General features: G+C 48.9%; 21 protein-coding genes. All 21 read left to right on the top strand.

Annotated elements, in window-relative coordinates; genetic code table 11:
- The first annotated feature begins 242 nt into the window (after positions 1-242).
- Entirely contained in the window at positions 243-1262 is a 1020-nt protein-coding gene (locus IPJ70_02220) for a DNA adenine methylase (GenBank protein QQR82903.1), read from the top strand.
- Positions 1259-2053, top strand: coding sequence for a ParB/RepB/Spo0J family partition protein (locus IPJ70_02215; GenBank protein ID QQR82902.1), 795 nt, complete (start codon positions 1259-1261; stop codon positions 2051-2053). The genes IPJ70_02220 and IPJ70_02215 overlap by 4 nt, the downstream gene beginning before the upstream one ends.
- Before the next feature lies 1 nt (position 2054).
- The gene (locus IPJ70_02210) at positions 2055-2480 is read left to right on the top strand and encodes a hypothetical protein (GenBank protein QQR82901.1); all 426 of its coding nucleotides are present in this window, start codon (positions 2055-2057) and stop codon (positions 2478-2480) included.
- Positions 2431-4080 (top strand): hypothetical protein, encoded by a 1650-nt coding sequence (locus tag IPJ70_02205; protein ID QQR82900.1) that lies wholly within the window; start codon positions 2431-2433, stop codon positions 4078-4080. Before IPJ70_02210 ends, IPJ70_02205 begins: the two co-directional genes overlap by 50 nt.
- Positions 4081-4082: 2 nt before the next feature.
- Positions 4083-5978: a hypothetical protein gene (locus tag IPJ70_02200; protein QQR82899.1), complete on the top strand. Its 1896-nt coding sequence runs from the start codon at positions 4083-4085 to the stop codon at positions 5976-5978.
- Positions 5979-5983: 5 nt separating this feature from the next.
- Positions 5984-6223 (top strand): hypothetical protein, encoded by a 240-nt coding sequence (locus IPJ70_02195; protein ID QQR82898.1) that lies wholly within the window; start codon positions 5984-5986, stop codon positions 6221-6223.
- A 194-nt stretch (positions 6224-6417) separates the two neighbouring features.
- On the top strand, positions 6418-7260 hold the full coding sequence (locus IPJ70_02190; protein ID QQR82897.1) for a hypothetical protein: 843 nt from the start codon (positions 6418-6420) through the stop codon (positions 7258-7260).
- Between the two features lie 56 nt (positions 7261-7316).
- The gene (locus IPJ70_02185; protein ID QQR82896.1) at positions 7317-8540 is read left to right on the top strand and encodes a DUF5309 family protein; all 1224 of its coding nucleotides are present in this window, start codon (positions 7317-7319) and stop codon (positions 8538-8540) included.
- A gap of 104 nt (positions 8541-8644) precedes the next feature.
- Positions 8645-9001, top strand: coding sequence for a hypothetical protein (locus IPJ70_02180; GenBank protein ID QQR82895.1), 357 nt, complete (start codon positions 8645-8647; stop codon positions 8999-9001).
- 35 nt (positions 9002-9036) lie between these two features.
- Positions 9037-9816 (top strand): hypothetical protein, encoded by a 780-nt coding sequence (locus IPJ70_02175; GenBank protein ID QQR82894.1) that lies wholly within the window; start codon positions 9037-9039, stop codon positions 9814-9816.
- Between the two features lie 18 nt (positions 9817-9834).
- Positions 9835-11388, top strand: coding sequence for a right-handed parallel beta-helix repeat-containing protein (locus IPJ70_02170; GenBank protein QQR82893.1), 1554 nt, complete (start codon positions 9835-9837; stop codon positions 11386-11388).
- Positions 11389-11394: 6 nt separating this feature from the next.
- Positions 11395-12696 (top strand): hypothetical protein, encoded by a 1302-nt coding sequence (locus tag IPJ70_02165; GenBank protein ID QQR82892.1) that lies wholly within the window; start codon positions 11395-11397, stop codon positions 12694-12696.
- Positions 12693-13007 (top strand): BppU family phage baseplate upper protein, encoded by a 315-nt coding sequence (locus IPJ70_02160; protein ID QQR82891.1) that lies wholly within the window; start codon positions 12693-12695, stop codon positions 13005-13007. The genes IPJ70_02165 and IPJ70_02160 overlap by 4 nt, the downstream gene beginning before the upstream one ends.
- 6 nt (positions 13008-13013) lie before the next feature.
- The gene (locus tag IPJ70_02155) at positions 13014-13646 is read left to right on the top strand and encodes a hypothetical protein (protein ID QQR82890.1); all 633 of its coding nucleotides are present in this window, start codon (positions 13014-13016) and stop codon (positions 13644-13646) included.
- Positions 13647-13651: 5 nt separating this feature from the next.
- On the top strand, positions 13652-15454 hold the full coding sequence (locus IPJ70_02150; GenBank protein QQR82889.1) for a hypothetical protein: 1803 nt from the start codon (positions 13652-13654) through the stop codon (positions 15452-15454).
- 11 nt (positions 15455-15465) lie between these two features.
- Positions 15466-15720, top strand: coding sequence for a hypothetical protein (locus IPJ70_02145; GenBank protein ID QQR82888.1), 255 nt, complete (start codon positions 15466-15468; stop codon positions 15718-15720).
- A complete protein-coding gene (locus tag IPJ70_02140; GenBank protein ID QQR82887.1) occupies positions 15717-15929 on the top strand; it encodes a hypothetical protein in 213 nt (70 codons plus the stop codon). Before IPJ70_02145 ends, IPJ70_02140 begins: the two co-directional genes overlap by 4 nt.
- Positions 15930-15935: 6 nt before the next feature.
- A complete protein-coding gene (locus IPJ70_02135) occupies positions 15936-17273 on the top strand; it encodes a LysM peptidoglycan-binding domain-containing protein (GenBank protein QQR82886.1) in 1338 nt (445 codons plus the stop codon).
- Between the two features lie 6 nt (positions 17274-17279).
- Entirely contained in the window at positions 17280-20087 is a 2808-nt protein-coding gene (locus IPJ70_02130; protein QQR82885.1) for a hypothetical protein, read from the top strand.
- 4 nt (positions 20088-20091) lie between these two features.
- Entirely contained in the window at positions 20092-20319 is a 228-nt protein-coding gene (locus IPJ70_02125; GenBank protein QQR82884.1) for a hypothetical protein, read from the top strand.
- A gap of 4 nt (positions 20320-20323) precedes the next feature.
- Positions 20324-20890: an N-acetylmuramoyl-L-alanine amidase gene (locus IPJ70_02120; GenBank protein ID QQR82883.1), complete on the top strand. Its 567-nt coding sequence runs from the start codon at positions 20324-20326 to the stop codon at positions 20888-20890.

Here is a 20890-nt window from a genome sequence, read left to right as displayed (position 1 = left end):
TGCCTCAAGGGGCATTCTGAAAGATATTCCGAGTTTAAGGGCTCGCGATCAATCACCAAACGGTGAACGATCGCGAGCCCTTTTTCGTTATCCGATTGTTTCCAGCTCTCTGATACTCCCCGGGTCGAGCATCCACCAACTGTGATCGACCTCACACTGCACGGTGACTCACGGGTCCCGTGTAAATAAAAAAACTTCACAGCGGATGTGGGAGTGTCGGAGAGCTGGAACAAAAAATATTTATGTTTTCCAAATTTCAATCATTACCAAGTTACTTCGGCGGCAAGCGAAAGCTTGTAAAGCACATTTTCAAACCGATCAAAAAGACCGAGGGAGTTTTTATTGATGCATTTCTTGGCGGTGGATCAGTCAGTCTCTATGCAAAAGCAAAAGGATACAAAGTTATTTCAAACGACATCGCATTCCGATCTGTGATCATTGGCCGGGCCCTGATTGCCAACAACAACGTGAAGCTTGAGACCGAGGACTTGGCGAGACTATTTCTCAAAGCAAAACACGATGGCTTTATTCGCAAGAATTACTGCCCGAAAGTATTCACGAGCAAGATCGCAGACTTCCTCGACACCGCAATCGTAAACGCTCATGCAGTCGAGAACGAAACCAAGCGACATCTCCTCCTGCACCTCCTCATAAAGTTTATTCTGTCCTGCCGACAATTTGGAAAATTCACGCACACCAGAGACACACTCGATCTCGAAGCTCGCAAATGGGAGTGGCCACTCCGGTCCAAGTCTCATGCACCGAAAAACCTCCGCATGATCCAAAACCCGATGATGACTTTGGAAAAATTAAAAGACGAAATTAATCATGGCGTATTTGATAATCATCAAGACAATGAAATTCATCAAAAAGATGTGTTCGACTTTCTCAAGAAAGTTACTGGTGATGTTGTTTATTTTGATCCTCCTTACCCTGGCTCTTCTGCCTACGAAGTTGAGTATGGGATTTTAGATAATATCCTCGCCGGCAAGAAACTCGACAACAAGCCGAGTCCTTTCTCCAACAAGGATGCTGACGAATTCCTCGAGCGGATGTTCGAGTCGGCAAAACATATCCCTCAATGGATCATCTCCCTCGGACAGAACAAGGAGGATGTGGGAGTGAAGCCGGACAAGCTTCTCGCAATGGTGCAGAAGCATCGGAAGGCCGAAGTGATCATGCTCGATCACAAATGGTCGGTGTCAAACGCCGGAGGTCGAAACCAGAGCAACAACATCGAGTACATGATCATAACCGTATGAAAAAACTAACAGAACAAATCAAGACAGTGAAAATAAAGGAATGCGTTCCGAACTGGTGGAATCCCAATGAGATGAACGCACGCCAATTCGCCTCGCTCAAGAAAGCGGTCACGAAATTCGGACAGACGAAGCCGATCCAAGTCGGAATCTGGCCGAACATGAAAGTCAAAGGTGGCTATGTGATTGTCGGTGGTTACCACACATGGAAAGTGCTGGGTGAACTCGGCAATGCGGAGATCGAAGCGAACGTCCACGAATTCAAAAACGAGGACGAAGCGAAACTCTACGGATTGACCGACAACATCCACGGGTCCAACCAGCAGATCAAACTCGGCAAGCTTGCCTACGAGCTGACACAAAACGGCCATTCGATAAAAGATATCGCACAGAGTCTCGGCGAGGAGGACGTGAATGTCAAAGATGCACTCGACCTCGTGAAAGACGAGATCGAAAAGAAAATGATTGAGCTCAAGAAAGCGGAACGTGAGAACTTTATCGTCCTGAATTTTATCGTCGACAAAGACCCGAAAAAATCTGCTGATGATTTTATCGCCGCAGTGACCGCTTTTGCCAAAACCAAGGGCGTAAAAGTGTCCAAGGCGGTGAAAGACGTGAATTCGCAGAGAGAAACCATTGCTCTTATAAGCTTCAACGTGACCAATCCGCAGAAAAACGCTGTAGATGAAGCACTTTCTGCGTTAACCAAGTCCGAAAAGATGACCGACAGTGAGGCGATATCGGAGATTTGTGGTCGATTTTTACTGACACTTAATGACACTAAACAACACTAAAATGGCAAAAACTGTTGAAATAAAAAGTGCGAAGTGTCAGGAAGCCATACGACTTAAATATGAGGGTGAATCGTATGAAGCAATTTCCAAGAAAACCAAAACGCCCCTCAACACGATCAAGGGCTGGTTTCGGAGTGAGGGGCCACTGCGAGAGGAATACGACACCTATGCTGACGAGCAGAACGAGCTTCGGCTCAGTGAGTCGAACCAAATCCTCAAGAGAAACATCCACACTGCATCGAACATGCTCGTTGCTCTCATGGGAAGTCCGGACGATAACGTCAAATTTCGTGCCGTCAAAGAGATGCACGACCGTGTCCACGGCAGTCCGAAGCAGACGTTTGATCGTGATGGACTGTTTGGCACAGACATAAGCTATGAACAAATCCTCCGCAAAGCCAGAGAAAAGCCCCCTCCAGATGGTTAAGGACATCACCGAAGTGATGAGGATTTGTGATGCTGATCCGCAAACCTTCATCGAGCACTGTTTATCAATAAAAACCAAGAATCAGCAGACTGTTCTTTTACACCTGAATACCGCACAGACCATGATCCACGACAGGATCAAGAAACTGCGAGCACTCGGTAAGCCAATAAGAATGATCATCTTGAAAGCGAGACAGGAGGGGGTCTCCACTCTCTGCGAAGCTCTGATCTTCGAACGGACTGCCAGATTCGAGAACACAAACTCGCTTATAGTCGCACACGAACCAGAATCAACAGATGCAATCTTTGCCATGAGTAAGCTCTTCTACGACTTACTACCGAAATGGGCGAAGCCAATGCGTCGGTACGACAACAAGAAACAGATGGTGTTCGAGAATCCGGACGAGAAAGCGAGAGCAAAAGACCCGGGACTGCGAAGCCGAATGGTTATCGCAACCGCCGAGAAAGCGAAAGTGGGACGAGGTTTGACCATCCATAACTTTCACGGATCGGAAGTAGCGTTCTGGAAAAACGCAAAGGAACTGATGCTCTCGGTACTCCAAGCAATCCCGAGCTTGCCGAATACCGCAGTCTTTCTCGAATCAACTGCCAATGGATTCGGAGGTGATGGCGAATACTTCTACAAGACCGTGCAAGACTCGCTTGCCGGCAAGAACGAATTCGAGCTTGTGTTCCTGCCGTGGCACCTGATGGACGAATACAGCACACCATTCACCAGTGATAAAGAAAAGATAAAGTTTTCCGAAACACTGGATGAATACGAAAAGAGTCTCAAAGCATCAGCAAAGCTGACCCTAGAACAGCTCAACTGGCGACGCTGGGCAATCCAGAACCTAACCGGTGGAGACATCGAGAAATTCAAACAGGAATATCCAGCCACGATCGAGGAAGCATTCGTTGCCTCAAGTAAGTCAGTCATCCCAAAGCAATACATCGAAGCCCAGGGTAAATTCACCCGAAGCCCGATACGAAAGCTAGACGACATCCTGATCTACGAGGAACCGAACCTGAAGCACTTCTACAGCCTAGGGGCAGACCCGAGCGAAGGGATCGGACAAGACGACTCAACAATGACCATCATCGACAAGATGACCGGACGAGAAGTGGGATCGTACATCGGACAGATACAGCCGGACTTGTTTGCCAAGAAAATCAAACAGGCGGCCGAACTCTTCAACAACGCACTGGCAGTCGTAGAGATAAACAATCATGGTCTGGCGGTAATCAACGCACTCAAGGGTGAGTACACGAATCTCTACCAACGCACGACGTTCGATAAAGCAACGAACACCAAACGCAAAGAGCTGGGGTGGAAAACAAGCCAAGTAACCAAACCGCTCATGGTAGACGACTTCATCGCAGGACTTCGAGATGACGACATCGGACTCTCAAGTCAGACGACCGTAAGCCAGATGATGACGTTCGTACACACGAATGAAAGCAACCGGTACGGAATGGGTGCGGAATCAGGACAGAAAGACGATGCCCTTATATCAGCAATGCTCGCATGGCAAGGACTGAAAGAACTACCGAGCGAGATGCCAAGCAATAGAAAAGGTCGAGCAATGAAACTTTACTAAATATGGCAAACACCAAACAACTACAAAAATATAACAGCGAGTACGATGAAGCGAAAAAGAACTTCTTGTACTATTTCAAACCCGAATTTGATCGGGGTTATAAGCTGTTCTCGTCTTACAACGGCGATCGTGCCGCTGAACTGGAAAGAACGAATGATGGAGAGATATGGCAGTCCAATGTTTTCATTCCGCAGGTATTTTCATACATCAAGACATTCCTACAAAAGACCGTGGGTATCACACCGGACTTCAAGCTCGAGGGTAAGAATGGTGAAGCCCTAAAAGACTTGATCATCTGGCTATGGGAGATCGGCATGAGTGACGACCTGATCGACTACTTCCTGCAAGTGTTCATCTGCGGAACGACCATCGGCAAAGACTTCCTCAAGAAAGAAACCAAGAAAAAGAGAAAGAAAGAGATAAGCATAGTCGAAAAGATAAAGCGTCTCGTGTTCAAGACCGAAACATCAAAGATCACATTCCGTCCAGACTTTGACCCTGTAGACATTTACAACTTCTATCCTCACCCAAGGATGAAAAAGATTGCCGATCCGTTCCCCGTATTCCACCGATACGTGCTGACATTGGATGAAATGAAAACACAGTACCCGGACGTGCCAAAGAATACGTGGTCGCAATTTGTAGACCGAAATGGTGACGTAACAAAGTCCGGCGGTGACACTACCGACTATGCCTACGTGAGAAAAGAAGTCCTCCTAGAACTACGAAAGAATCTCCGAGAGACAACCAAAGCGTCCTCTCCGATCCAAGGCAACCCAAACAACCCGGTCCAAATGCCAACGACAGACGATAAGCTCTTCGAAGTCGTAGAGCGATGGACTGACGACCATATCTGCGTGTTCCTGCCGATGGACGGCACACCGATAGAGATCAAGGACGGTGATAACCCATACGACCACCAGCAAAAGCCCTACTCACGAACTGGCTTCTTCCCCCGACCATTCTCATTTTACTGGCTCGGTATCCCGAAGCTCGTAGACCATTTGCAAGAACTCCTGAATTCTGTGACCAACCAGAGAGTGGATGCAATCACGATGAAAATACACAGCATGATTGCGGCGGCACCAGTAGCTCTCCCCGGATACAAGCAATCAAGCATCACTGTAAGACCGCTTGGAATCCTATGGACGAATGATCCGAACTCAGTCAAAGAGCTGAAGTTTGGCGACGTGAACTCCTCTGCATTTATCGAGCCGAATCACATCAAAGAAGCAATGCGAATCGCCGTAGGTGTAGACGAATACACAACGACGGCCGGCAAGGACTCAAGAGAAACAGCAACAGTCGCCTCGTTTATGCGTGAGGCAACACTAGAGGGCGTGAAGCTCTTCCTGATTATGCTTCGAGGTTCGTACATCATGCACTTTGAACACTGGATCTGCATGGTCAAACAATTCTGGACGACCAAAAGCGTTGTTCCGGACAAAGCCGTAGCAATCATGATCCGACACGGACTTATAACCCCTGAAGTGGAAAACATTGAAGGACTCTTTGACGATGAATATGAGATATCACTCGAATCAACATCGGCTCTTGCTTCTTCCTCTGAACTTAAGAAGTCAAAAGACTTGGAACTCTGGGGACTGATCAAAGACGTAGACCAGATCGTGGATGCGGAAACCGGTACGACATACTCCGTCAAGAAATTCAAAATCCTAATGAAGCTCTTTGAGGATTATGGCTGGGAACCAGACAACTACATTAGCGAAATAAAACAACAGCCGGTCACGCCTCCGGTTGACCCAATGAATCCAACTGATACCGGAATGCCGGCCGGTGATGCACCTGCGATCGACACACCACCCGACGTAGTGCCAGAGCAAGGACTCCCCGGTAACGAAATGGGTGCGGTTCTCGGTAACGCAATGAGGCAATAACACATATGACCAAAACACTTCACAAAGACATAGAAGCGACGATCAGCAACTTGTACGAAACCAAGTATTTTGAAGCGTTGTCCGAGCTTATTGCGAACGAACTTGATACCACAAAGACGTGGCTACTCAACAAACAACTGACTGCAGACGAGATTCGGTTTTATCAAGGTCGAGCCGAAGGACTCGGAATCATTCTCCTGCAGATCAAAGCTATTCACGATGAACATATGAAAGCACCAACATAAAACCAAACAACCAAAGGAAATCGCCAAACTTTTTGAGGGGTTCAGCTGGCCTCTTAAGATGGGATTTCTGGCGATTTCCTACATCTTGAGAGACCAACCGAGCCTCCCGAAAAGGGGCTCGGTTTTATTAACAGCAGACGCCGACGTTCCGACCGTGATCGGAAACCAAGGATCAATCTGCAATAAACACGCCTATGGAAAAACCAAACGAATCCGGCGCCGAACCGAATACACCGTCATTTGACGATGCAGTCGGCAAGGAACAACCGGTCAATTCAATCCCGTCGGGCACCTCGAAAGAGGAACAACCTGACAAGAAACCGGACGCCTCGAAACCCGAGGATCAATCCGGCGGTACGCCAGCCGATAAAGGCGAAAGTCCCGAGGACAAAGACAAAAAGCCCGAGGGCGACAAGACCTTCTGGGGCAAGTTCAAGAGCGAGGATGATGCTAAACGCTCGTATGACGAAGCTCAGACCAAGATTATCGATCAAGGCAAAGAGATCAACGATCTCAAAACCGCAAGCGAGAAAAACCAACAGTTTCTCTCAGTACTCGATAAGGCACTGGTCAAGAATCCGCAACTAGCCGAACAGCTGAAAGCAAGTATTGCCGAAGCTATGAAAGCCAGCGATGCAGAGCCAGAGGATCAACCGGACATAGACACTCTCCTCGATAAGAAGCTCGAGGAACGGGAAACGAAAGCAAAGACCAAGGCCGAGATCGACAAGTGGATCGAGGATCACGAGGACTTCAGAACTCCTGAGATCGGTCACCAGATTCTCGACTTGATCGAGAAAGAAAAGCTTCCGTTCAATGCCCGAACGCTTCAACTGGCCTACGATTCCGTAACCAAGGATTCGCAGACAAAGAAAGCGGCTGACGAAGCTCTCAAGAAAGAGGAAGTCAAAAACCTCGAACGAGAGAATGCATCAGGAGTCGGCGGTGGCCAACCGGCCGCCAAAGGCAAAACCGACCAAGAGAATCCATTCGATGATCTTGTCGGTGAAAGTATTAACCCAAATAAAGTCCGGTAACGCTTATAAGATTTTGAGGTCTCGTGAGCGGTTGCCGGCAGTAACAACCACAACCTATGGCAGAACCTGCACACATCATCGGCACGAGAGATACGTTGACTATCGAACAGTCACAGCGTATTCCCGATGTCGACGACAAAATCTTCCTGCTTGAACCCGGAGAATCGCCGCTCACAGCTTTCTTGACCCAAATCGGAAAGATCGGTGACGGCGGTGGCAAGTTCAAGGGCATGGCTCTTCAAAAGAGAGTCGTGTACAACCCGGAATTCACTGAATATGAGGATCAGTATTCCGGAGTCTGGGCTCGAATCAACAACGGTGCCGGATACGCATCCGGTGACACGGCGTTGGTCGTAGACAGCCCAGGAGCATCGATCTTCACAAAGTACGATCTGGTGAAAAACACCCGTACTGGTGAAATCATGCGAGTCACTTCAGTCAATTACTCCACGAATACCCTCACAGTAGCTCGTGGAGCCGGTGCAACAGCGGCCGCCGCTATCTTAGATAACGATTGGCTGTTGGTCATCGGTCCGGCCTTTGAGGAAGGATCGAAGTCTGGCGATTCCAACACGACTAAACTCGTGAAGGTCACTAACTTCACCCAAATCTTCAAGACCAAATTCGGCGTCACTGCAACTGAGAACGCCTCGAAGCTCTATCCGTCCGGTAACCCCGGTGCGGACTTGAAGTACCTGCGTGCAAAGCATGGTATTGAACAAGCAAAGAAAATCGAGCGTGCGTACTGGTTCGGTGAAAAGAAAGAAGTGACCGGTCCCGACGGCAAACCGCTTCGCCTCTCCGGAGGAATCTTGGAAGCGATCACAGCCGCCGGCAACGTCCAGGACGAGGCGGCTTCAGCTCTAACCGAAGCTGAATTCCGATCGTTCCTCCAGAATTATGCGTTCAAGTACGGATCAGCCGAGAAGTATTTCTTCTGCGGTAACACCGTGCTCGGATACTTGGAAAGCTTTGCAACTTCCAAGATGTACATCGTACCGAGCGATAAGACCTTCGGAGTCGAAATCCGTAAGTTCCAGTCGTCATTCGGAACGCTGAACATTGTCCGTCACCCGATGTTCGACAACCAGTACGCCGGTATCGGTGTAGTGGTCGATCTCTCCACGCTCAAGCATTGCCCACTGAATGGTCGAGACACCATGCTCGAAACCAACATTCAGGACAACGATGCTGACGAGGAAGTCGATCAGTATAAGACCGAAGCCGGTTTGCAGAGAGTCAACTTCGAAAAGAACGCATTGCTCAAGGGCGTCGCCTAAATCGAATAAGCGTCTCTGCTCTTACTCGCTGGCTTTCACTCACGTGGAGGCCAGGAGTAAGGGTGGAGGCCGAAATTACAAACATTAATCACCCAAACTTACTTATGGCTAAATTCAATTCACACATCAAAAGTCTGCGAATCGTACTCAAGCCCGCCCAGCCGATATTCGAGGGAGGCCTCAAGGTCGGAGACACCCCGGGCGAGTACGCACAATTCGCGGACGGACAATTCGAGACCTCAAACGAGGAACACGTTTCCAAGTTAGAAGGTCTCCCAACTTACGGCATCGATTTCTGGAAAGTCTCCGAGGAATCATCGCCGATTGATCCGCCGACGGTCGACGGCGAACTGCAGAAGCTCACCAAAAAGGAATTACAAACCTTGGCTGGTGAAAAAAATGTCGAACTGGACGGGTCCGAAACAAAAGACCGTCTGATCGAACTTCTGCAAGGCAAATAGACCGAACATGAGGTCGCTAATAACACACCAATCTTATGGCAATCGTATCAGCAGACTTAAAAGAATATGAGTCAAACAGTGTTGACTCAGACGGCGGTGAAATCACGGCAGTAGAAGTCGTGGACAACGTCGACAACAATCTCTTCACCGATATAACCGGTGACGAAGCGGCGGCCGGAGGCACTGAATACCGAAAAGCCTTCCGCAAGAACACACACGGATCGCTTTCGTGGCAGAACGTCGTGACGTGGCTACAGTCACAGCCGACCAACGCCGCCCTCTCGTTCGGATTCGGAATCGATCATGCCGATGATGATGACGGTGCTCAAGGAAACATGTCGGCATTTTCCGCAAACGCTGTCGTGGCCGTTGTTTCCGACGGTGCTGACACCAGACAAGTGACGGTTGTCGGAGAGGATGCATCCGGAAACAGACAGACGGAAAACCTGACACTGAACGGCACCACCGAAGTCGTGGGTGCTCTGACGTTCTCCAAACTCTACGGTGCGTATGTGGCATCGCTCTCTGGATCACGCCTTGTGACGATCCGGCAAGGATCGGGAGGCACTACCCGAGGAACCATCGGAATAAACAAAAAGATCAGCTTTATCTGGTACGGCAGAGTTTACTCCGGCGGATCTCCGATAGATGCCGAGGGAGGAAACATGGCAAGCAAGGTGGCCGGCATGGAACACGGTGACATTGCGTCCGCTGGAAACTTCGGACTCTGGTATCGCCTAACGTGGCCAGCTGGAGCCGGTGCAGTAACCGCCAATTCAACCCAAGTGAAGTCCGAGGGTGACACGGCGGCGTAAACGAAAGATCGATGAGCTATGGCTAAAACATTCTTAACAAAAAAGAATAACGCCAAGAGCACAATCACGGATAACCCTCTGACATCGGGTGCGACAACCGTGAACGTGCAGACCGGCGACGGTGCAAAGTTTCCGGCGGCTCCATTCCACGCCACGCTCTACACGAGCGACCCAAGCGTGGGAGAAATTGTGAAAGTAACTGCCAAATCGACAGATGCGTTCACAATCGAACGAGCCAAAGAAAACACAACCGCCCAAGCATGGGCGCAAAACAGCCGAATAGAACTCTTGGTAACAGCCAAGCTCTTTGACGACTTCCAAACCCGAACCGAGATCATAGTCGCAACGGACGATTCAGGAGATTACAACTGCGATGGAACAGATGATCAAACGGAGATAAATGAAGCGATTAGCAACTTGCCAGCCGGTGGCGGTATCGTTCGTTTGAAAAAAGGAACGTACACACTAACCGGTCTTGTCGAAATTCTCAAAGACAATGTCGTGTTTGAGGGTGAAGGGGCGGCGACACTTATAAAAGCGGCCAATGCCAGCAACCTCGGCGACATCTTGCGTGTGGGAGATGGAGGTACAACACCGTACTCAAATATCGTCATTCGAAACTTGAAAATCGACGGCAATCAAGCAAATCAAACTTCCGGAAATTCCAGTCCACTTGTACTCTGGGGTACGAGCTCAAACAAACACAAACGAATCCTCATTGAGAACTGCTGGCTCACCGGTGCTCGCCTCGACTGCCTGAAAGTTATCGGCACCGAGGAAAGCATCATCAGAAATTGCTTCATCCACGACAACACCGGAACCGGAATAGGACTCTTCACCAGCTCACAGCACAACACGATCACTGGAAATGTTCTGACTTCAAACGGTTATGGCGTGTATGACAGCGGATGCAACTACAACACGATGACCGGCAATGTTAGCCGAAGCAACGGCTACGGTTTCTATCTAAGCAACGCTTGGCGAGAAGCTATCTCCGGCAATGCCATCTTCACCAGCACAAACTACGGAGTGTACATAGTCGGAGGTCAAAGAAATGCTGTGACAGGCAATCATCTCTACGGCGATAGCTGGGGAATGATTATCGGAAACAGCTCAAACATAACCAAGTACAACGTCATCTCCGGAAATACGATCGCATGGGCGACGAGCCAAGGCATCGCTCTCTATCACGGAAGCGGTACCACGATCAATAACGTGGTAACTGGCAATCACATCTTCGGATGCGGAGGTCACGGAATCTACCTGTACGGCTCTTCCTACAACACCGTCACCGGAAACGCCATCGACAATGCTTCCAGAAGCACCAACAACACGTCACACAGTATCTATCTCTCCAACAACGGATCGGTTTACTCAACCTATAACGTTATCTCCTCGAATAACTGCCAAGCGACCCAAGCGAATAAGGCCGCCTATCACATCCGTGAACAGAGTACGAGCGATGACTTCAATCTGGCAATCGCAAATGTCTGCAAGGATGGCGTAACCGGACAGATCGGACTGCAAGGAACCAACTCAGTGAGAGGCACAAACATCCCATCAACTGGATAAACACTTATGTTCAACTCCTACCAATTCAACAGTGCAAGACTCAATGACACCGGCTCTTCAGTCGTGAGTAAGGTGATGAACTATGTGCTCGATGCGTTCGGATTGGTAGCAAAACCAATCACGTATGTCTTCGACCAGATGATAACGGTGGAAGCTGTGCGAACGTACCTGACCGATATCCGAAATCTCGCTGGGAAAATAGAAACGTATCTCATGGACGTGTACGCTCTTGCTGAAAAAGCCCTGACGTATGTCTTCGACATGCGAAGCCTGATCGACAAGACATCCACATACCTCTGGGACGGACTGCAACTCATCGCAAAGCAAATCACATATCTGATCGACATTATCGGAGGTGCGATCATGACAATGACGTACAAGCTCGATGTGAGAAATCTGGCGACTAAAAGCACGACGTATCTGAGTGACATCCTGATCACGATCGGCCAGACGATAACTTATGTGTTTGATTCGTTCCTGTCGGCCACCAGAGAAACAATCTACCGGCTAGATATAAGAAACCTTGCGACAAAGCTCACATCCTACTTGATCGACATTGGTGACGTGGTCGCAAAGATCATGACGTACCGACTCGACCTGAGAAATCTCGCCGAAAAGTCGACTGCGTACCTACTAGATATCCGAAACCTAATCAGTAAGACGTGGACATACGTGATCGATATCCGAAACCTTGCGACCAAGGCCGTGCAGTACCTCTTCGACATGGCCGGCACAGTAAGCAAAAGCACTGAGTATGTGTTCAATGTGCTGATGAGTGCAGTAAAGCAGATGACGTACCTCCTCGACATGAGAAGTCTTGCGACCAGAGTATCGACATACCTGTTCGATATCAGAGGACTTATAGCAACAGTGCTGACTTACAGATGGGACGTCCGGACACTCGCATCAAGAGTAACCAGCTACCTATGGGATATCACGAGCTTTGTCTCAAAGTCGATCACTTACGCATTCGACATCCTAAGCCACATTGCAAAAGTCTGGACGTATCGACTCGATATCCTGCTCGGAATCGGAAAAGCATGGACATACCTCCTCGACATTCGAGGATTGGTATCGAGGACGTGGAAGTACGTGTGGGACATCCTGAAAATTCCTCCCGGACTAAAGATCGCAATCGAATTCCTGTCGGCGAAAGTATCGGTGCTGATGCTCTCGGCCAGAGAAACGTTCGGTCTTACAACATCTAAAAGCAGTATTGAGGTCAAGACTGCCCGACAAGATCAACAGCTTCAAAACGCCAAGGCCGATGTGACTCTTCCGGGCAATAATCAAGACATAAACCTATGAGCATCAAAATCGTACAAAATGACACCCGTCCTCCACTGGAATTCAGTCTGACACAAGACGGTGCGCCGGTGGATTTAACCGGATGCACGGTGAAGTTCTACATGAAGGACTCCTCCACTGGATCGGTAAAGATTAACGGCGTGGCATGCGTTATCACTGACGCAACTAAAGGAAAATGCCGATACAACTGGACGGCCTCCGACACGAACACGGTCGGAACGTATCTCGGTGAGGTCGAGGTGACGTTCCCTGATGCAAAAATTCAGACCGGGTTCAAACAATTATCAATCATCATCCGTGATGACATCTAAACGCTTATGAACAGAGGCGACATCCGAAAAGCAATAAAGAACGAGGTCGACGATCAGACGATCGATGACACACTTGCAAACTCGTGGGTACAGCGTGCCGATGAAAAGGTGCAAAGCTGGCGGCCGCCTGAGGATAAAAACCAGACGTTTGACTACTGGGACTATCTCAAGACCGAACAGCCGTACACGACCGTTGCAAATCAACCGAAATACCCGGTCCCTGAAAACTACCGGGCATTCGTGGAATTAAAGATCGGCGACGACAAGCGTCCGTTCACGCTCGTCGATTACCGAGCAAGAGACCGATACAACGATCACATTGTGTACACGCTCGGCGGTTACTTCTATCCGGTAACAACTCCAACCGCAGACGGCGATGCAATGATGCTCGTCTTTGTCCGCATATCGGATGACTTCGCATCAGACAGCGACGAACCGGAAGTCGAAAAACTCTATCACCAAGCGTACGTCGAGTGGGGCAAAAAGATGTACTACAACCAGCAGGGCGACACGGAACTCGAACGCCAAGCTGAAAGCAACTTCGAACGGATCATGGTCGGCAAATGGCGTGATCAAGAACTTGCACGCATGGCGGCCGCAGATGATCAGGCCTCAATTCCGAGAAGCAGTCTCGTATAAAACCTATGGCACTACCTAAAAAAGTTTGGAAAACATCAAGATTCGAGAAGGGACTCGGAAATCTAAATGCCGAGGGTACTTTTTGGTGGTCGCAGAATCTTGATCTTGAAAAAACACCTCCGTACCTGCGTGTGTCCCACAAACTGTTTAAGAACCTAGACGTGAACATCAACGCAGAGGTCAACTCGATGCCGATTGACGGAGCACTCTTCGGCAAGAACATGGGTGGTACACAAATGTACAACTGGATGATAACCCAGGGCTGGGGCAACACGGCAAAATTCTTCAGATATGAATATCCGAACTGGGTGCATGTGCATAGCTATTACTTTCCGGGAGGCAGAGCCTATTCGCTTATGGGTGACAGCGTCTTTAACACGCCGGTCATCGGAACGGAACAAGGATATCTCTACTTCACGATAGGAAACTCTCTCGGACGTTACGATGCCTCCTCCAATTCATGGAACGATGCATGGCAATCACTCGGAAGCGGTGTGCTGTTCTCACAAGGCAACGTACCGCTCACAAAATTCCTAAAGTATGTGCTTGCAGGATTCAACAATATGCTCTGTGCATGGGACACCGTAAACCTAACGTGGCACGGCAACCCGAATCCTCCCAAAATCACACTTCCGCAAAATTTCGATATCCGATGGTTTGCAGTGCTTACTGACTGGCTCGTGATCGGCGCACATGACCTGACAACAAATGGTTCTGCTCTCTTTTTCTGGGACGGAATCTCTGGAACATACAATCGTGTGCTTCGTATTCCGAACGTCTCGTGTCCGGCCGGTGTCGTAGACAAGAACCGCCTATATCTCATCACTGGTGATGGATGGATCAACTACTTCGACGGGTCCGGACTCGTAAAACTTAATCGCTTCCCGGACATCGAAGCCGGCGACATTTCGTTCCAGATCAACCAGAACGCAGTGAAAGTACATAACGGCGTGATCCTGATCGGCGTCAAAGCACATGGCTTCAATATGGAAAAACGCTACTACGCCGGAGGTATCTGGGTATACAACCCTATAACCAATGCTCTCTACTTCCGAAACACACTCTCGCATGGAGGCACCACGAATATCAGCGGTACCGGCGTGGTTCAGGTCGGAAGCATCCAGCTTACGCCAAACAGTGATCAATTCTTTGTCGGCTGGGACAAGGGTGGCGGAAGCGATCGGTATCTGCTCGATGTGAATCACGATACCGGATCGTATCGACCATACAACTGGAATGCGACTGTCGTTAGCCCGATATTCGATGATGAGCCGTACCGACGTAAGCGATTCATTCAAGAAGTATTGAACTTCTGGAAACCTCTCATCGACACATCCTTTGCTAGATTTGTCGTGAAATACAACACGACCGAGAAATATCAAAAGTACACTGCATTCGCTTCCGGAGGCACGAGCACCTACTTCACGGTCTCGTTCGGCATCGGAAACTTCGAAGTCGGCGATGAAGTGACGGTCGTAGCAGGAAGCGGTGCCGGACAAATCAGACACGTGGCAAGCATCGATACCGCACTCAACCGAGTCTACGTAGACGAAACGCTCTACAACTCCGAGAACGGAAACGAATACAACAACACTTCGTACCTTCTCGTTACGCCATTCAAGAAAGCCGGAGTAATCAAAGGCAACGAAAATAAAGGTGCGGTAAACAAGCTTGTGCGATTCAACGCACGAGCGAAAAAGATTCAGATCAAGGTCGAAATCTGGTCTCCATCCGGATTCATCGGAGAGTGGGACATGGGACTCCGAGACATGTCCACGATCTACATACCGGATCGAACTATTAAGTAATCAACATCACTATGGAACCTACATCAAAATTCACAATCGAAAGAATCGATGAAAAGACTGCGAGAAAAAAGGACAACACTGAGTCGGTCACGATTCTCAACATGGATGTCCTCCGCCAACAAAAAGAGGAACTTGAACAAGAGGTCGATCTCAGACAAAGATCGCTTGCAGAGATAAGCGAGATCATCTCCGAATTCGACAAACTGCCGGTCCCTCCTAAAGAGGAACCTGTAGTCGAACCAGAAATCGGAGAGCAACCACTATGAACCCACACGACAACAATCCAAACCAGCAAAACAAACTTGATCCGTCGCTTGGGTATCTACTCTCAATTCTGCGGGACATTCCGATCTTGAACAGTGTGCCGACTGATCCGCCAAAGTATCAGATCAGCTTTGCACTGTACGAGAACGGAGCGACACGTCGGTTCTACGTATTTTTTAACGGAGCGTGGAGGTACGCACCCCTTACTTAAAAACATATGGCAACAATAACAATACAAAAAGGTCAGACCCTTTCGGGAATCGCCAAACAGCAAGGGACGACGGTCGACGCCCTGCTGAAAGCGAATCCAAGTATCAAGAATCCGAACCTGATATACGCAGGTGCGAGCTTGAGCTTGCCCGGAGCACCGGCTTCACCCGTTGTTGCCCCGGGGGCGAACCCTTCACCCAAACCTGCACCTGTGACACCTTCTTCGACCGTAAACCAGCGTATTGACCAAATTTCGAGCCCTGGGACGAGCGGCGTGCCAGCCAAAAGCACCCTATACGGAGCTGAAGTGCCTTCTTCGACCAGTTTGCTCACAAAATACCGATCTGAACTCGGTCTCGATTCTGCCCTCAAAAGCATGCAGGACAACCAGACTGCCTACCTCGATACACTCAAGAATCTGCCGAAAAAATCAGACATCTACGAGCAGGAAAAAGCGAAGCGAGGTATTGATGTGATGCAGAAAAATCTCTTGAGCTTAGATGATCGTCTGGCATCGATGGAACTTGCTATTGATGACTCAGAGAAGGACATCCGAAACCGAATGGTACAAGGCGGTGGCCTTGTGACCGAGAGTCAAACACAAAGATTGGTCGCTTCAGAGAAACAACCGCTCATAGACGAGTACCGGAAACTTCTCAACGAGCGTAACCGACTGGCCGACAAACTCGGCGTAGCAGATTCATCTGCGAAAGATGCGGCCGGCATGCAATACGAGGATTCAACACTGCCACTCACTGTTGCAGAAAAAACACTCGGATTCCAAAAAGACCAATACAGCGTTCTTGGCGATCTCTTGAAGCAAGTATTCGGTGCTTCAGAAAAAGATGTCGCAAATATTGTCGAAGCTTCCAAGTATGGAAAAGCGGAGGAAAAGAAAGATGCCCAAGACGTAATTGATCGAGCAATTCAACTCGCAAACCTCGCAAACAGTACACCGGCCGGAACGGTACATGATATCGCCGGTACGAAAGTAGTCGGTGCAAAGTCTGGTAGCGGATCAGACGGAGGCGGTTCATCGAGTGACGTAGAAGCATACGCACTCGAACTTCTAAACAACCCTAACTTCACTGCAAGCAACGTGCCTCAAAACATCCGTGCTCAAGTACTTCAGAAACGAGATCAGATCGTTGCTGAAGCAAACGCCCAACAGCAAGCGGATGCGGCCGCCGCTCAAGCATTGAAATCGGGTCAGCCAAAGATAACCGCTCAAGACTTCGGTGCTGGGGTCAAAGACGTATTCACTCAACAGATACCGAACCTTGCGAAGTCCGGATACAACACCGGTAAGAGCTTCTTGAAGGGTCTCTTCGGTATCGGAAATTAAAAAGCTATGGCCTACATCAAAGACCCGAAAACTGGAAAATACATAAACACCGGTTCTGCGCCGGTCTCTCCTCCACTCCCAAAGTCTGCACCCGGTAACGTCGTGCAGTACCAAAAGAATGCCGAGGGAAAGTATGTAACGACCGAAGTCGAGAAGCCGGCCGGTAAACCAAACGTGACTACTGTCGAAGGGTTGCGAGACTTTGCACTGCAAAATAATCTCGATGTCTCCTCCACTCAACCAAAAGAATCGACCCTACAGAAAATTCTCCACGTACTCAATACCGGCGGATACGCTGTCGGAGGTCTCATAAGCGGAAAAGGAATCAAGGCCGGAATTCAAGAACGCATCAATCCGTCTGAAGCACTTGGTATCAAGAGTAAAGTCGGCGGTTTTATTGCCGATGTCCTGCTCGATCCGACAACCTATATCACATTTGGCTACGGGGCCGGTGCGAAGCTTGCAACCAAAGCTGGGACGGTCGTGCTCAGTAAATCCGGAACGTCACTCCTCAAGAAGTCGATACAGGAAGTCGGCGAAACAGCCGCCCGAAAAGCTCTGGCCGAAAAGGTACTCGCAGAGGGTGGCGAAAAGTATCTTGCTAAAGGCGGTCTGAAATTCGCTGGCAAACAGGTGCTTCCACGATCAGCCGTCACAGCACCATTCAAAGTTGCAGACAAGCTAGTAGAAAAAACGCCAGTCGTTGGCAAGCTGTATGAGAGCGCAAAAGACCTCGCCGGTAAAGCATTCGTGCCATTTAAAAGCATCAAAGACTTGCCGGGACGTATTGGAGAGGAATATGTCGACAAATTTTCTCAATTCACCAAAGCGACCCGGTCCGAAGTCGGTAAGGCCGCTGACGAAGCAATTGAGCTCGGCAAGACCGCAAGAAAAGAACTTGGTAAAGATGCCGGTACGAGAGTCGGCCGACTGATTGAGGGGATGGGAGAGCTTCCTGCAAAAGCAACGGACGGAGTCGAGCAAGTCGCCGCCAAAGGAAACAGCACGATCGATAACATCATCAGTCACATCCAAGATGAACACAAACGATTTGCAAATGTTGAAAAAGAAAAAGGATTACTCCACACCGAGCTACCGGATTACCTACGTCACTACCTAACACCGGAAGGCCGTGACTTTTTACAAAAGAATAGCGATGTCGCCGATGAACTGGCTGGAAAGATGCGAGTAAGTACGCCATTCGCAAAGTCTCGAACCCTCGACGACACGATCGACAATATCAATAAATACTTCCGTAGAACTCACGGCGTGAGATTGTTTGAGCAAGATGCATTTAAGGCATTCGGTGCTCGCAAAGCCGAACATATCAGAGCCGTAAATACCTACGACTTTTTAACTGATGCTGGAAAACAATTCGGCAAGCAAGGTGAAGTCGTCACTAAGGAAATAAGGAATCCTGTCACCGGAAAGATGATGACCAAAGAAACGGTCAAACCGATTTTTGAAAATGGTATCCGGTATGTAGAGAGCACCGTGCCTCAATTAAAAGGAGTGCTGTTGCCTGAGCAGATCGTTAAGCATGTTGAGGAAACTTATAAGGTGCTTACGAATGATGAAGCGACCAAAGGGTTCCTTAAGCTGTACGACAAGACACTAAATTTCTGGAAAGGATCGGTTACCGGATGGTTTCCAGCATTCCATGTCAGGAACTCGATCGGTGGAATTTTCAATAACTGGATAGCAGGGGTTAAAAACCCTGCGAGATATCTGCAAGGAGATCAAATCGCCCGAGGTCTCAATGGATCAATCACAACAAAACTAGGCACTAAGTACACCTACCAACAAATAAAAGAGATGACCGAAAAGCTGGGAGTCGTTGGCCAGCCCGGTTACTTGGATGTGATGCGTGAGGTCGAAAAAGATGTCGGTAAAGGTGCTGTCGGAAAATTGATGGATCTACCAAAAGGTGCGATGGAGATCACTGAAAACCGTCTGCGTCTACCGCTTTTTATAGATCGCTTGATAAAGGGTGACGCACCGGAAGATGCCGCCAAAGCAGTGTTCCAATTTCACTTCGACTATGCACCGGAGGGTCTTGCGAAATTCGAACAAAACATAATGAAGCGACTCATGCCGTTCTATCGATGGACTCGTGGCAACATTCCGCTTCAGCTCGAGCAAATGACAAAACAGCCCGGTAAGTACAGTGCTATCGGCAAGCTCGTAGATAACCTACAAGTTGATAAAGAAAAAGCGAAAGAGGAATTCCAATACTTGCCACCGTACATGCGAGAAGGATTGCCGGTCCGACTTGGCGAAAAAGAGGGATTCTCTCAATATCTCTACGGTCTCGGTCTTCCGGTTGAGGATATCAATCGACTTTATAAAGGAAGTCCGCAAAGAACCTTGGCTAGTTTCGTTGGCGAACTGTCTCCGCTTCTTAAATATCCGATCGAAGCCGCCACCGGACAGAATCTCTTCATGGGAGAGCCGATCATCGAGAACAGCAGAGTGTATCCGTTCGTGAATTCAGTCCCCGGATTGCGTGATTGGCTTGAAGTAACCGAGCATACGAATAAGAACGGCATTGTGAGCTACCGAGCCAATGCTTATAAACTCCACTTCCTAAACACCGCTCTTGGACGCTTCTACACCACGGCCGGCAAGCTTACCGATGATAAGACTGCCGGTGCTGTGAAATTCCTATACGGAATTGTCGGTGCGAAAGCGAGATCAGTCGATATGGAAAAAGAGAAATTCTGGCGAGATCGTGAAATTCAAGATCGCCTCGAGGAAACGCTGGAAAGCAGAGGTCTCATCAACAGGTTCGACTCGGTGTACGTACCGAAATAACAATATGGACAAAGATAACTACCAAAACCAAATACAGGATGAACGCTTGAATCGACTGGAAAATTCCGTCAACGAAATCAAAGACAATCATCTTCCACACATACAGACCGAACTAACAAAGGTCGGTACGGACGTCGATTGGGTCAAACGATTTTTCTGGATTGTTGCCACCGCATCGGTGGGAGGTCTGATCACAGCCATCATCAATTTACTACTAACCATTAACAAATAAATCTATGAACATCATTCAAAAGAAATCCCCGAACTTCTGGTCTGGTCGCAAAGGTTACCGGCCAGAGGGCGTTGTCATTCACATCATGGACGGCACGCTCATTGGCACCGATTCATGGTTTGCAAACACTTCATCTCAAGTAAGCGCACATTACGGGATTGGGAGAGGCGGCGAAGTCCACCAGTATGTGCAAGAAAACGATTCCGCCTGGCACGCCGGTCGTGTCGATGCACCTCTCTGGAAGCTTATAAAACCGAATGTGAACCCGAACCTTTATACGATCGGGATCGAACACGAGGGTAAGCCAAACGATGTATGGACTGACTCTATGAAGCAATCAAGTGCAACCTTGATCCGAGAAATTTGCCAGCGATGGCAGATTCCAATCGACCGGAATCACATCGTTGGCCACTTTGAGATCTTCTCAAAGAAACCAAACTGTCCGGCGAGCAACAAACAGATTCTCGACGAACTGGTAGCCCTTGCCGGCCAACAGACAGCCAATCCCTCTATCGAGGATGGTGTGAGGAAAATCGAGGAAGGATTGGAAATTATTAAGCGAGCATTTTAA

It is taken from the genome of Candidatus Campbellbacteria bacterium (genome assembly GCA_016699465.1).
Lineage (GTDB): Bacteria > Patescibacteriota > Minisyncoccia > Phycocordibacterales > EsbW-18 > EsbW-18.
This window is presented reverse-complemented; position numbering and strand designations above follow the sequence as displayed.